The following is a 13,681-nucleotide window of genomic DNA, read 5'->3' as shown; positions in this document are numbered from 1 at the left end:
CGGGGAGACGGGGTGCGGGGCGGGCCGGCAGGGGTCACTGCCCCACCTCGTCGGGGGTGCACACCTCGGTGATCCCACGCGACGTCAGATATGCGGTGTCCGTGGCGAGTTGGGCGAGCACGAGGGCGGGCCTGGCGCCTTGCGCGGCCAGCCGCGCCCACGCCTCGAAGACCGGGCCGCCGGGCGCGCACACCGACCGGTGCGGCGCCTCCTCGGCGTCGCCGACGTCCACGACCAGTGCGGTGGTGCGCGCCGGCGGGCGGTGCGGCCGGTCCCGCCAGTGCGCCGCCTGCTCCGCGAAGGCCCGGCCCACCGGCTTGACCGCCCGGTCCTCGGTGAGCAGACCCAGCCCGTACTCCAGCTCCGGGAAGTCCGCGAGCGACCGCGAAACGTCGTACGCACACCACCAGGTGATGCCCCAAACCTCTTGGCAATCAAGGGAGTTGGCGACGGTCGTGGTGGTGAAGCGGGCCGCGCGGTCCTCGGGGATGTGCGGGGCCGGGGCGCCGACCTCCTGGAGCCAGACCGGGCGCCGCGGGTCGCGCGCCCACGCCTTGGACAGCTCGATGAGGTACGCGGCGTGCTGCTCGGTGGCGACACCGGCCGGACCGTGGCGCTGCGCGGTCCCGTTGAACACCCAGGAGTGCACCGCCGTCATCGCGCCCAGCCGGGCGGCGTGCGCGGGGGTGAAGGGATGGCCGTCGAGGTACCAGGCGGCGTCGTACGCGGCGTGCAGATGCGCCCGGCCGGGCGCGCCCCGCTCGCACGCGGCCAGCATCCGCTCCAGCCAGGCCGCCGCCTGCGCCCCGGTGATCCGGTCCGGGTCGGGGTGCGGGCGGTCCGCGAACTGGTTGATCTCGTTGCCGAGGGTCATCCCGAGGAAGCCGGGCCGGTCGGCGAGCGCGGCGGCCAGCGTCCGCAGGTACTCCTCCTGGCCGGCGAGCACCTCCGGGTCGGTGAAGAGGTTGCGGCGGTGCCAGGTCCGCGTCCAGGCGGGCAGGAAGTCGAAGCTGGACAGGTGACCCTGGAGGCCGTCCACCGCGACGTCCAGGCCGCGCTCGGCCGCCGCGTCGGCCAACTGCACCAGTTGCTCGACGGCGCGCGGCCGGATCAGCGTGCGGTTGGGCTGGAACAGCGGCCACAGCGGGAAGACCCGCACATGGTCCAGGCCGAGGGCGGCGAGCGCGTCCAGGTCGGCGCGCACCGCGTCCGGATCGAAGTCCAGCCAGTGGTGGAACCATCCCCGGCTGGGCGTGTAGTTGACGCCGAAGCGGATCCGGCGGGGCTCGTCGGGTACGGGCATGGTGGTCCTGTCCCTCCGGGTGGGTGTGGCATCAGCCCTTGACGGCGCCCTCCCCGACGCCGCGGAAGAAGTAGCGCTGGAGACCGGCGAACAACACGATCAGCGGAAGGACGGCGATCACCGAACCGGCCGCCACCAGCCGCTGGTTGTCCGCGAAGGTGCCGTGCAGATAGTTCAGGCCGACGGTCAGGGTGAACTTGGACTGGTCGCTCAGCACGATCAGCGGCCACAGGAAGTCGTCCCAGGCACCCATGAACGCGAAGACCGCGACCACCGCGAGGGTGCCCTTGACCGACGGCAGCGCGATCCGCACGAACCGCTGCCAGGCGGAGGCGCCGTCCACAAACGCCGCCTCCTCGACCTCGTACGGCAGCGCCGCGAAGGCGTTCCGCATCAGCAGGACGTTCATCGCGCCGATGCAGCCGGGCAGTACCACCCCGAGCAGGGTGTTGTGCAACTGCAACTGACGCATCGTCATGAACTGGGCGATCATGATGCTTTCGACCGGCACCAGCATCGCCATGACGAAGACCACCACGGCGACCCGGCGGCCACGGAACCGCAGCCGGGCCAGCGCGTAGCCCGCCAGCGCCGCGCCCGCGCAGTTGGTCAGCACATTGGCCGCGGCGACCTTGAGGGAGTTCAGCGCGAAGTCCCAGACCGGGATCACCCGCGCCACCTCGGCGTAGTTGGCCAGCGTCGGACGGTGCGGCAACAGGCTCGGCGGAAAGCGGTAGATGTCCTCGCCGGGGCCCTTCAGCGACGTCGACAGCTGCCACAGGAACGGTCCGACGGTCAGCGCCAGCACCGCGAGCAGCAGCAGATAGCGGGCCGCCAACGACCATCCGGCCGCCCTCCGCCGGCGCCCCACCGCCCTGGTCACCGGTCCTCCTCGCGATGGGCGCGCAACACCAGCAGCATCAGCCCGAGCGTGAGCACGAAGACCACCACCGACAGCGCCGAGGCGTACCCGACCCGCCCGCTGAGCCCGGTGCCGGCCTGCTGGACGAGCAGCACCAGCGTGGTGTCCTCCCCACCGGGGCCGCCGGTCGCCCCGGCCATCAGATACACCTCGGAGAACACCTTGAAGGCGTTGACCGCGGAGAGCGCCGCCACCAGCACCATCGTGGCGCGCACCGCCGGCACCGTGACGGTCAGGAAGCGCCGCACCGGCCCGGCCCCGTCGACCGCGCACGCCTCGTGCAGCTCCCGCGGCACCTGGGCCAGCGCCGCCAGATAAATGATCATGTAGTAGCCGAGGCCCTTCCAGACCGTCACCGCCATCGCGCTGAGCAGCAGCAGCCACGGATCGCTGAGGAAACCGGCCCGGCCGAACCCCAGCGCCTCCAACAGCGCGTTGATCAGCCCCCGGTCGTCCAACAACCACACCCAGATCAGCCCGACCACCACGACCGAGGCGACCACCGGCAGATAGAACGCGGCCCGGAAGAAGGCGATGCCGGGGACGCTCCGCCGGACGAGCAGCGCCAGCAGCAAAGGCAGCACCACCAGCGGCGGCACGACGCCCAGGACGTAGAGCACGCTGTTGCGCAGCCCCGTCCAGAACATCGGGTCGTGGAGCATCTCCCGATAGTTGGCGCCGCCGGTGAACCGCCCGGCCCGCAGCGTCCGGGCATCGGTGAAGGAATGCGCCACCGTACTCAGGAACGGATAGAGGCTGAATCCGCCGACGACCAGCAGCCCGGGCGCGAGGAACAACCAGGGGCTGGTGGGCAGATGCGTACGGATTCCCCGGCGGCGACCGGAGTCCCGTGGCGCGACGGCCGCCGCGGCATTCCGCATGCCCATCCCGGCCTCAACCGGTCTTCAGCAGACGATTGCACTCCGCCACCGCGGAATCCAGTGCCTCCTTGGGCGACTGCTTTCCCTGGAGGGCCCGGGCGACCGCATTGCGCAACACCGTCTTCATCTGGTCACTGAGCACTACCGGGGTGTAATTCACGGCGGTCTTCAGGGATTTCGCCGCCGCCACCCGCACCCGCGTGGCGTCCGTACCGTCCTCCTGGGTGAAGTACGGATCGTCCAGCGACCCCTTCGTGCTCGGAAAGACCGCGACCTGTTCCGCGAACGCCATCTGGTGCCGCCGGTCCGTCACGAAGTGCGCGAACGCCACCGCCGCCGGTTTCGCCTTGCTGTCCGCGCTCACCATCAGGCCCTGCACATACATATTGGCCTTGCCGGTGTTGTTGACCGCGTCGGTGATGCCGATGTTCTTGTAGAGGTCCGGCGCGTCCCGTTGGAAGTTCTCCAGATCGAGCGCGCTGCCCGGATTCATCGCCACCGACTGCTGCTGGAACTTGCGCCCCGCCGACTCGGCCACCGCGGTGAGCGCCTGCGCATCCAGCGCCCCGGCCGCGTACAGCTGTCGGTAGCGCGTGAGCAGCTCCACGCCCTTGGGTTCGTTGAAGGTGAACTCCGTGCCCCGGGCGTCCATCAGGCGCACGCCGTAGCGACCGAAGTCCTCGATCGACGGCGCGCCGGCCAGCATCGCGATCCTGCGGTCGCTCTTCCGCGCCATGGTCAGCGCGTCCGCGAACAGCCGGTCGTAGGTGGTCGGCGGCTTCGCCGGATCCAGACCGGCCTTCCGGAACAGGTCCTTGTTGTAGAACATCGGGCCGGTGTTGAGATACCAGGGGAAGGCGTAGACGCCGGACAGGCCCGGCATCTCCTGGCTCCGCCAGGCCCCGTCCAGATACTCGCCCCGGTATGTGCCCGCCGCCGTGCCGATGTCGAGCGCCAGCCCGGCCTTCGCCAGCGGATAGGCGAGGTCCGGCGACACATTGACCACATCGGGCAGGGTGCCGGCGGCGGCGTCCGCACTCAGCTTCTGCGGATAACCCTCGGCCGGCTGGTCGATCCACTTCACCTTGGTGCCCGGGTACTTCTTCTCGAACTCCGCGATGACCCCGTCGAAATACTTCTGGAAACGCGCCTTCAGATTCCAGGTCTGAAAGGTGACCTGCCCTTCCACCTTCCCCGCTGCGCTGCCGGAATCCCCGCCGCCGTCCGGGGCGCCACACGCGGACAGGAGAAGCGCGGAGGCGGCGAGTGCCGCGGTGGCGGCGGGTGTTCGACGGGAATGACGACGCATGGCCGGCTCCTTGGCTGAAGTGCTCGGAAGTGCTCGGACCAGAAATCTGTCGAAGGTCTCGCAGCGCGGGGAACCGGTGCCGTACCGCGGGCCTCAAGGCTCCCGGATCGCGACGCGGCAGACGCTACTAATGCGATTTAGTAGGTGTCAACACCCCGGTATCACAGCGCTTTTGAGGTGCTGCCCGCTCGCTGCCCGAGCATTGATTGACAGGCCCCGCCGCCCTGATCAGACTGTCGGCACTCATGCGGTTCGGCCCGGAGGAGCCCGCGATGACAGCGCCCGGTGAGGCGGCCCGCCGCAAGCCGGCGCGCCGCCCGACGATCAAGGACATCGCCCGGCGGGCCGGCGTCTCCGAGAGCGCGGTCTCCTTCGCCCTCAACGACCGGCCGGGCGTCTCCGCCGACACCCGTGCCCGGATCCGCAAGGTCGCCGACGAACTGGGCTGGCAGGCCAACAGCGCCGCCCGCGCCCTCTCCGGCGAACGCGCCGACTGCCTGGGCCTGGTGCTGGCCCGCCCCGCCCGCACCCTGGGCGTGGAGTCCTTCTTCCTCCAACTCGTCTCCGGCATCCAGGAGGTGCTCTCCGCCCGGCGCACCGCCCTGCTCTTCCAGGTCGTCGAGGACCTCGACACCGAGTGCGCGCTCTACCGCCGCTGGTGGGCCGAACGCCGGGTGGACGGCGTCCTCGTCGTCGATCCCCGTACCGACGACCCCCGCCCCGCGCTCCTTGCCGCCCTCGGCCTTCCCGCCGTCGCCATCGGCGGCCCCACCGCCCCGGCACCCACCGGACCGCCCACCGCGCCGCTGCTCTCCACCGTCTGGGCCGACGACGCCAAGGCCATGGCCCGGATCCTGGACCACCTGCACGACCTCGGCCACCGACGGATCGTGCACATCGCCGGACTGCCCGGCCTCGCCCACACCGCCCGCCGGATCCACTCCCTGCGCACCGAGGCCGTCCGGCGCGGCCTGGACGCCCGACAGGTCCGCTCGGTCACCACCGACTACTCCGACGCCGAGGGCGCCGAGGCCACCCGCCGCCTCCTCGACGCGGCGGCCCCGCCCACCGCGATCATCTACGACAACGACGTGATGGCCGTCGCCGGCGCCTCGGTCGCCGCCGGCCGCGGCATCCCCGTCCCCGGCCGGCTGTCCGTCGTCGCCTGGGACGACTCCCCGCTGTGCCGCGTCGCCCACCCCCCGCTCACCGCACTGGTCCGGGACACCGCGGGCTTCGGCCGGCTCGCCGCCGGCGAACTGCTCGCCCTCCTCGACGGCGGTCCGCCCCGCACCGTCGAGGGCGAACTCCCGCACCTGGAGCCCCGGGAGAGCACCGGCCCACCGCCGCACGGCAACTGACGAACCATCACCACCGCCGTGGCGGCCGCACCCCCTACCCGTCATACCTGAGGACTACGCGCGAGATGCGCTCCCTGGCGGGACGCCGATCACTCACCGCGCTCCCTAGCTTCGGTGCCGGAACCACCCACCGCCCCGGCACGGAAGGACCACCCACCATGGCGCCCCGCCCGCGCACCAGACGCCTGACCCGCACCCTGCTCGCCGTGCTGGTCACCGCCTCGGTGGCCGTACCGGTGTCGGGCGCGGCCCGACCCGCCGCGGTCCCGGCACCGGCCCCCACCGCCCTCGGCCCGCTGCGGGACACCACCCCCACCGCCCTCGCCCGCCGCTACGCCACCACCCGCGCCGACATCCGCGCGGCCGAGCGCGCCGCCGACGCCCACGGCGACCACCGGCGGGCCGCCGCCCTGCACGCCATGGCCGACCCCGGCCGGCACTTCCTCACCTTCGACGGCCGCGACGGCGGCCGCAGCACCGAGGTCTACGGCGACCTCGCGCACGCCGACCGCATCGCCGTCCTGGTCCCCGGCTCGGACACCGGCCTCGACACCTACCAACGCCTCCGCGACGGCGCCCGGGCCCTCCAACAGCAGCTCCGGCGGGAACCCGGCGGCCACTCCGCCGTCCTCGCCTGGCTCGGCTACCCCACCCCCGCCACCTTCGGCCCCGCCGCCCTCACCACCGCCCGCGCCGACGACGCAGCCCCCGAACTCATCGACTTCACCAGGCAGTTGAGGAGCGCCGACCCCACCGCCCGGATCGCCCTGCTCTGCCACTCCTACGGATCCGTGGTCTGCGGCCGGGCCGCCCCGGACCTCCCCGCCACCGACCTCGTCCTCTACGGCAGCCCCGGCGTCGGCGCCGACACCGCCGCGGACCTGCACACCCGGGCCACCGTCTGGGCCGGCCGCGCCGCCGGCGACTGGATCGGCCACGTCCCGCACGCCCAACTGCCCCTGCCCACCACCACCCTCGGGTTCGGCACCGACCCGGTCTCCCCAGGGTTCGGCGCCCGGATCTTCCCGGCCGGCGACGGCGGCCACAGCGACTACCTCAAGCCCGGCACGCTCTCCCTGGAGAACCTCGCCCGGATCACCGCCGGACGCCCCCCGGTCGCGGCCCCGCACGGGACCACCCCGGACCGGACCGCCGCCGCCCCACAGCGGGAGGCCCGCCGTGGCTAGGGTCTGTCGTCAAACTCCCGTCGTTCGCCCGGAGGGCGGGCCTCGCGGCGTCTGGTGCGTGCGATCTCAAGGCGGAGGGTCATCCCGGTACCGGGCGTACCGGGATGAGCCTGACAACGCGGAGAGCGTGCGTGCCAGGCGTCGCGAGGCAGGCGGGAGTTTGACGACAGGCCCTAGCACCCCACGCGCCGCCGCCGCGGCCCTCGTCCGCCGCGTCCAGGCCGCCACCCCGCCCGGCCGCGACCGCGCCACCGACGCCCTGCGCGCCTTCGCCATCCTCGGCGTGGTCCTCGGCCACTGGCTGGTCACCGCCCTGATCACCGACAGCGGCACCCTGCACGGCGCCAGCCCGCTCCAACGGATGCCCCAACTCGCCCCGATTTCCTGGCTGTTCCAAACGCTGGCGGTGTTCTTCCTGGTCGGCGGCGAGGTCGCCGCGCGCAGCCACGCCGCCGCCCGCGCCCGCGGCACCGCCCACCACCACTGGCTGCACGCCCGACTCGGCCGACTGTTCCGCCCGGTCGCCGCGGTGCTCGCGGTCTGGACCGTGGCCACCGCCGCGATGCTCGCCGCCGGCGTCGGCCTGGACACCGTCCACACCCTGGCCAAACTCGTGCTGTCGCCCCTGTGGTTCCTGCTGGTCTTCGCCGCCCTCACCGCGGCCACCCCGCTGATCGCCCGCCTGCACCCGGCCTGGCCGTGCGCCGTCGTCGTCCTCGTCGACGCCCTCCGCTTCGGCCTCGACGCCCCCGGCTGGCTCGGTTGGCTCAACCTCCCCGCGGGCTGGCTCGTCCCGTACTGCCTCGGCGCGGCCCGCGCCCGCGGCGCCGCCCACCGCCGGACGACCGGGTGGGCACTGCTGCTCGGCGGCGCCACCGCCACCGCCGCCCTGGTCCTGTGCGCCGGCTACCCCGCGTCCATGGTCGGCGTCCCCGGCGCCGCGGTCTCCAACCTCAACCCGCCCACCCTGGCCGCCGTCACCTTCGGCCTCGCCCAGTGCGGCGCGGCCCTGCTGCTGCGCGCCCCGCTCAACCGGGCGCTGCGCCGCCCCGGCGCCTGGACGGCGGTCGCCCTGCTGAACCTCTCCGCGATGACCGTCTACCTCTGGCACCAGACCGCGATGATGGCGGTCACCGCCACCGGCTGGTTCCTGGCCGGCCCCCTGCCCGGTCTGCACACCCTCCCCGACGGCCCCGCCTGGATCCTCGCCCGACTCGCCTGGCTGCCGGTCTTCGCGGGCGCACTGCTGGTGTGCTGGGCCGCGTTCGCCGCGTACGAGCACCGCCGGCCGCGCGCCCGCGACCGGCACGGGGCGGAGCCCGAGGGCACCGGCCCGGTCGCCGACGAAGGGAACCCCGCCCGCCCGGCGGTGCTGCCCCATGCCTAAGGTGCATCCCGTGACGAGGGGGAAAGCGGCAGGTCGGCTGAGGGCGGCCCTGCGAACGGTGCCGCACCGGCTGCGCGAGGATCTGTGGACCCACGCGGCCGAGGAACCGCCGGCGGCCGGCGGCCGACCACCCGGCTGGCTGGAATGGCGGCCGGCGATCATGGTCCCGCTCCTGATCGGGGCGATCGTCCTGCTCGCCGGGAACACCAACATCTACGCGTTCGGGTACGGCATGGGCATGCCGCTCGCCGTCCTCGCCGCCGGGATGCAGGCAGCGGCGCTCGTCCTCGTCCTCTACCGCCCGGTCCTGGCCTGGTGGGCGACGACCGCGGTGCTGCTCCTGGCCGGCTGCTACGCGGCGCTCCACGTCGACCCGTTCACTCCGTTCGGACCCGAACCACCCTGGCGGCGCACCGCGTTGCTCGCCCAGGCGGCCGTGCTGTTCCTCGCGGCGCTGCGGGTCCGCCCCAGAGCCACCGCCGAAATGCTGGCCCTCGGGGCGCTGGCCGGCCTCCTCGCCGACGGCCTGTGCCTCGGCGGACCGCTCATCGGCCAGCTGAACGGTGCCCGCCTGCCGGTCACCGTCCTCGCGCTCTGCGCCCTGATCGGCGCCCTCCTGAGGGGCCGCCAGAAGGCCCGCACCGAACTGGTCGTCCAGGAAAAGCTCACCGCCGAGGAACGCGCCCGCCGCACGCTCCTGGAGGAGCGCAACCGGATCGCCCGCGAACTCCACGACGTGGTCGCCCACCACATGTCGGTGATCTCCATCCAGGCCCAGGTCGCCCCCCACCTGACCGAGAACCCCTCCGACGAACTCAAGGACAACCTCCGCGGCATCCGCCAGAACGCGGTCGAGGCGCTCACCGAACTCCGCCGGGTCCTCGGCGTCCTGCGCTCCGAGGACGTCCGACCGGAGCACGCCCCGCACGCCCCGCAGCCCACCCTCGACCGGCTCGACGAACTCGTCGGCAACGTGCGCGGCGCCGGCGTCCCGGTCACCGTCGACACCACCGGCACGCCCCGCCCGCTCTCGCCCGGCACCGGGCTGTCGGCGTTCCGCATCGTCCAGGAGGCGCTCAGCAACGCCATGCGGCACGCGCCCGGCGCCGCCGTGCACGTCGCGCTCGGCTACCGCCCCGACCGCATCACCCTGCGCGTCACCAACACCGCCCCCGACCGCCCCGCCCCGCCCTCCCCGGGCACCGGCCACGGCCTGCTCGGCATGCACGAACGCAGCGCGATGCTCGGCGGCGAACTGGCCACCGGCCCCACCCCCGACGGCGGCTACGAGGTCACCGCGATCCTCCCGGCCCCCGCCGCCCACGCCGCCCCCTCCGACGACGCCGAGGACACCCGATGACGACCGCCGCCACGCCCTCCATCCGCGTACTGATCGCGGACGACCAGATGATGGTCCGTCAGGGCTTCACGGTGCTGCTCAACGCCGAACCGGGCATCGAGGTCGTCGGCCAGGCCGTGGACGGCCACGACGCCATCGCCAAGACCGCCGAACTCGCCCCGGACGTCGTCCTGATGGACATCCGGATGCCCGGACTCGGCGGCATCGAGGCCACCCGCCGGATCACCGAACCGTCCGACGCCACCGTCAAGGTTCTCGTCCTGACCACCTTCGACCTCGACGAATACGTCTACGAGGCGCTGCGCGCCGGCGCCTCCGGCTTCCTCCTCAAGGACGCCTCGGCCGACGAACTCGCCCAGGCCGTACGCGTGGTGGCCGCCGGCGACGCGCTGCTGGCACCCGGCATCACCAAGCGTCTGATCGCCGAGTTCTCCCGGATGTCCGGCGCCCCGCGCGCCCCGCTCAAGGACCGGGTGGCCGGTCTGACCGAGCGGGAGACCGAAGTGCTCTCATTGGTCGCCCAGGGCCTGTCGAACGCGGAGATCGCCCAGCGCCTGGTGGTCGCCGAGCAGACCGTGAAGACCCATGTGGGCCGCATCCTGGTCAAACTGGAACTGCGCGACCGGACCCAGGCCACCGTCTTCGCCTACGAGACGGGGCTGGTGCGGCCCACCGGATACTGAACCCCCTTACCGGGGCGGCCGGTTCAGTGCCGGACCACGACCCCGGGCGCCATCCGCCCGCAGTTGGAGCCGGCGACCCGGACGCTCACCTTCTCGATGGCCCCGCCCCAGTCCACGCACCGGCCTTTCGCCGCGAGATAGACCGGTCCGGCGTACGTGGTGTATTTCCCGCTGTCGAATACCGGATCGGAACTGTGGTCGGACGGCCCGAGCTCGGCATGGATGAATACCGGCTTCCCCGGACTGTTCCGGATCGTCACCACACAGTTCTTTCCGGTCTTTGCGCTGTACGTGAGATAGACCGTGCCTTTTCCGCTGACCGGTGCGGAATTCACGACGCCGTAACCGCCGCCGCACGCCCCGTTGTACGCCGCGCTGCGGACCGGCGCGGCCGCGGCGCTGGTGGCCAGGCCCATGGTGGCGACGCTCGCCGCGGCCAGCGTCGCGGAACCGATGAGGAGAGAGGAACGCTTCATGGAAAACCCCCGTCAGGTGGTGTCCTTCGCGTGGTCGTGCACCGAATGGGTGCTGCACCGTGTTGGACACCGGCCGGACGGGGAGGGTTGTAGGCGAAATTCCGCCAGGACGCGTGTTCCTGTTTCCGCTGCGTCGCCTTTTGCCCGCTCGCGGGCCTTCGCTCAGTCGTCGTCCTCGCCGTTGGCCAGCACTTTCAGCCTGCTGTACGGGCCGTTGAACCGGTTGTGGTCGCCGACGGTGTGCCCCGAGGAGGTGTGCTGCCAGATGCTGTGGAACCGCCAAGCGCCCGGCAGGGTCCCGACGTCCGAGCCGTAGCGCGGGATCCACAGCGGGTTGCTCCGGCCGAACCGACCGGAGTTGCCGGTGCACCGCTTCCACCAGTTCGTCGAGGTGTAGATCACCGCGTCCCGACCGGTCTCCTCCCGGTAGGCGCGCACGAAGTCGGCGATCCAATTGACCATGCTCGAATGGCTCCTGCCGTAGCAGGTCGCGCCATAGGGGTTGTACTCCATGTCGAGCGCGCCCGGCAGCGTCCGGCCGTCCCGCGACCAGCCGCCGCCGTGGTGCGAGAAGTACCGGGCCTGCTCGGCGCCGCTGGAGTGGTCCGGCAGCGCGAAGTGGTACGCACCGTGGATCATGCCGGCGTTGTACGAGCCCCGGTACTGCTGCTCGAAGTACGGGTTCTTGTAGCTGTTCCCCTCGGTGGCCTTGACGTAGGCGAACCGCACCCCCATCCGCCGCAGCTTGCGCCAGCCCACGGTGCCGTTGTGGCTGGAGACGTCGACGCCGGCCACGGTCTTCCGGTTCCAGGCGCCGCGCTGCTCCGACGCGCCGGACCGCTCGGTCCCCTCGTGCACCGCGATGGTCGAGCCCATCCAGTCCTGCTCGGGGTGGGCGGGGGTCTTTCCGGCGTCCGGTGTCGCGGTGGCGGTGCCGGGCAGGCCGAGCGGCAGTGCGAGCACGGTGACGAGTGTGACGAGGGAGCCGGCCGCAAAGGGGACCGTACGCCGGGCCGGTGCGGATCTGCGCAAGGGCATCGCGTGCCTCCGAAGAACTTCGGTCGAGTCTGTTTCAGCAGCTTTTGAGCAGGATTCTGCCGATGAAAAGACTTATACGCTGAACTGACCGATTCCATGGCTCGATGGGCCCGCGGTCCGCCGTCCGGCCGGGCCATCTCACTCGTCTGGGCGGCCCCCGCGAGCCCTCCGCCCGACGGCCGTGGCACATGACGAGCGGGCCCCGGCAGTGCCGGGACCCGCTCTCCGCTCAGCGGCGAACGCGCCATGTCGCCGCTTCGCCAGCTCTCTATGTCGACCCTGCCGGGTCGCCTGTCTCCTGCGTTGCTTCCGTCATCGACGGTGGCTCGCTCAGTACGCCGAGTTGACGTTGTCGATGGAGCCGTAGCGGTGCGCCGCGTAGTTGGCGGCGGCGGTGATGTTGGCCACCGGGTCGGTGAGGTCATGGGCGGTGCCGGACACGTGGTAGGTGTCGAAGGTGGGCTGGATCACCTGCAGCAGCCCCTTGGAGGGTATGCCGTTCTGGGCGTTGACGTCCCAGTCGTTGACGGCCTCGGGGTTGCCGCTGGACTCGCGCATGATGTTGCGGTGCAGGCCCTCGTAGCTGCCGGGGATGCCCTTGGACTGCATGATGTCCAGGGACTGGCGGATCCAGCCGTCGAGGTCGTCGGCGTACTTCTTCGGCGCGGCCGGGCGGTCGGCGGAGCGGCTGGCGGCCTGCTCGGCGACGCGGTCCTGCTTCGCGACGGCGGTGACCTTGATGTGGTCCGCGACGGACGCGCTCACCGGACGCTCGGCCTTGCTGTCGGCCTTGGCGGGCATCCCGTCGGCGCTGACCGGCTTGACCGCGGCGGGGGCGTGCGCGGCCGTGGTCGCGGCGTGGCTCGGGGCCGCGGTGACGGCCAGGCCCGTGGTGGCGCCGGCGGCGGCCAGGGCGGCGACGGCGACCTTGTGGGTGCGGGTGATGCGGGCGATCCGGGCAGCGCGGGGCAGGGTGAAACCGGGCATACGGGGGTGACCTCTTCCAGGTGCGGGGGACGGGGAGGCGGCCATCGTTGGCGCGTTCGGACCGGAGGCTCTTGGCCGCGTTCGCCGTTGGGGCGGGAGGTGCGGCGCGCTCTCGGTGCGACGAGATCCATGGTTAACGGCCGACCTCGTGGGTGGCAATGCCCCCCTGTACTACCCCTCTTCGTGAGATGTCAGCGGATGTCCGAATTGGGTGGGTATTTACGCCGTGTTTGCGGGTCGGCTCCGCCCTGACATCGACTAGGCGGACTCGTACGTGACGTACGTCGCGTGCCCGGGGTCACCCGCGGAGGCCCTCGAAAGCCCCCACGGAGTCCCGCGAATGTTGCCTGGGTCACATCCGAAATCCCCATCGCCGCCGCCCACTTCGGGCTCCCCGGGGCGCGCCCGAAGCGGTTCGCGCCCCCCTCGTCCGTCGATACGGCGGTGCCGCTCGTCCGTTCGTAGCAGCGCCCGGGCTGTCGGAAGGCGGCGGAACCGCAGGTCCCGGAGAGTGAGACCACGCACAACCACCACTCACCGTAGGGAAGTGCTCATGCTCCGTCGCCTCACCGTCGTGCTCGCCGGCCTGGTCGCCGCAGGATCCCTCGCCACCGGCGTCGCCGCCGCGGCCCCCGCCGACCACCACGGCCGCCAGCGTCAGCACGACCGTCATCACCAGCACCGCCTCACCCCCAGGGAGCGCGAGGGCCTCCGTATCGCCGGCCACGTCCTGGACGTCCTCTTCGGCGGCCCGTCACGCCAGGACCACATGTACTGACGCCCATGG

13 protein-coding genes are annotated in these 13,681 nt (G+C 72.3%); 6 read left to right on the top strand and 7 right to left on the bottom strand.

The window, feature by feature from the left end:
- Positions 1-34 precede the first annotated feature (34 nt).
- The 4 genes from MOV08_RS06285 to MOV08_RS06270 are packed head-to-tail and all read right to left on the bottom strand — an operon-like array spanning position 35 to position 4,415.
- Positions 35-1,303, bottom strand: coding sequence for a glycoside hydrolase 5 family protein (locus MOV08_RS06285; RefSeq protein ID WP_275306642.1), 1,269 nt, complete (start codon positions 1,301-1,303; stop codon positions 35-37).
- Positions 1,304-1,334: 31 nt separating this feature from the next.
- Positions 1,335-2,186 (bottom strand): carbohydrate ABC transporter permease, encoded by an 852-nt coding sequence (locus MOV08_RS06280; protein WP_039630196.1) that lies wholly within the window; start codon positions 2,184-2,186, stop codon positions 1,335-1,337.
- Positions 2,183-3,106, bottom strand: a complete 924-nt coding sequence (locus MOV08_RS06275) for a carbohydrate ABC transporter permease (RefSeq protein ID WP_275306641.1) — start codon at positions 3,104-3,106, stop codon at positions 2,183-2,185. The genes MOV08_RS06280 and MOV08_RS06275 overlap by 4 nt, the downstream gene beginning before the upstream one ends.
- A 13-nt stretch (positions 3,107-3,119) precedes the next feature.
- Complete coding sequence (locus MOV08_RS06270; RefSeq protein ID WP_275306640.1) at positions 3,120-4,415, bottom strand: ABC transporter substrate-binding protein; 1,296 nt, start codon at positions 4,413-4,415, stop codon at positions 3,120-3,122.
- Between the two features lie 272 nt (positions 4,416-4,687).
- On the opposite strand from MOV08_RS06270, the gene MOV08_RS06265 reads away from it, so the two are divergent.
- The 5 genes from MOV08_RS06265 to MOV08_RS06245 all read left to right on the top strand — a co-directional run bounded on the left by MOV08_RS06265 (position 4,688) and on the right by MOV08_RS06245 (position 10,393).
- Positions 4,688-5,776 carry a LacI family DNA-binding transcriptional regulator gene (locus MOV08_RS06265; RefSeq protein WP_107080426.1) on the top strand — a complete coding sequence of 363 codons (1,089 nt, stop codon included), beginning with the start codon at positions 4,688-4,690 and terminating at the stop codon, positions 5,774-5,776.
- Between the two features lie 158 nt (positions 5,777-5,934).
- Positions 5,935-6,963 (top strand): alpha/beta hydrolase, encoded by a 1,029-nt coding sequence (locus tag MOV08_RS06260; protein ID WP_275306639.1) that lies wholly within the window; start codon positions 5,935-5,937, stop codon positions 6,961-6,963.
- Positions 6,964-7,123: 160 nt separating this feature from the next.
- Positions 7,124-8,350: an acyltransferase family protein gene (locus MOV08_RS06255; protein ID WP_275306638.1), complete on the top strand. Its 1,227-nt coding sequence runs from the start codon at positions 7,124-7,126 to the stop codon at positions 8,348-8,350.
- Between the two features lie 10 nt (positions 8,351-8,360).
- A complete protein-coding gene (locus MOV08_RS06250; protein ID WP_420834130.1) occupies positions 8,361-9,710 on the top strand; it encodes a sensor histidine kinase in 1,350 nt (449 codons plus the stop codon).
- On the top strand, positions 9,707-10,393 hold the full coding sequence (locus tag MOV08_RS06245; RefSeq protein WP_039630191.1) for a response regulator: 687 nt from the start codon (positions 9,707-9,709) through the stop codon (positions 10,391-10,393). Before MOV08_RS06250 ends, MOV08_RS06245 begins: the two co-directional genes overlap by 4 nt.
- A 23-nt stretch (positions 10,394-10,416) precedes the next feature.
- On the opposite strand, the gene MOV08_RS06240 is transcribed toward MOV08_RS06245, so the two are convergent.
- From MOV08_RS06240 to MOV08_RS06230, 3 genes are all read right to left on the bottom strand, one after another.
- A complete protein-coding gene (locus tag MOV08_RS06240) occupies positions 10,417-10,809 on the bottom strand; it encodes a spore-associated protein A (RefSeq protein WP_275306636.1) in 393 nt (130 codons plus the stop codon).
- A gap of 222 nt (positions 10,810-11,031) precedes the next feature.
- Positions 11,032-11,907, bottom strand: a complete 876-nt coding sequence (locus tag MOV08_RS06235) for a lysozyme (protein WP_039630188.1) — start codon at positions 11,905-11,907, stop codon at positions 11,032-11,034.
- A 330-nt stretch (positions 11,908-12,237) separates the two neighbouring features.
- Positions 12,238-12,894, bottom strand: a complete 657-nt coding sequence (locus MOV08_RS06230) for a transglycosylase SLT domain-containing protein (protein ID WP_275306635.1) — start codon at positions 12,892-12,894, stop codon at positions 12,238-12,240.
- A 553-nt stretch (positions 12,895-13,447) separates the two neighbouring features.
- On the opposite strand from MOV08_RS06230, the gene MOV08_RS06225 reads away from it, so the two are divergent.
- A complete protein-coding gene (locus tag MOV08_RS06225) occupies positions 13,448-13,672 on the top strand; it encodes a hypothetical protein (RefSeq protein WP_039630184.1) in 225 nt (74 codons plus the stop codon).
- The last annotated feature ends 9 nt before the right edge of the window (positions 13,673-13,681 follow it).

It is taken from the genome of Streptomyces yunnanensis, assembly GCF_029011865.1.
GTDB lineage: Bacteria > Actinomycetota > Actinomycetes > Streptomycetales > Streptomycetaceae > Streptomyces > Streptomyces yunnanensis.
Note: the sequence above shows the minus strand (reverse complement) of the source record. Positions and strands in the feature narration are given on the sequence as shown.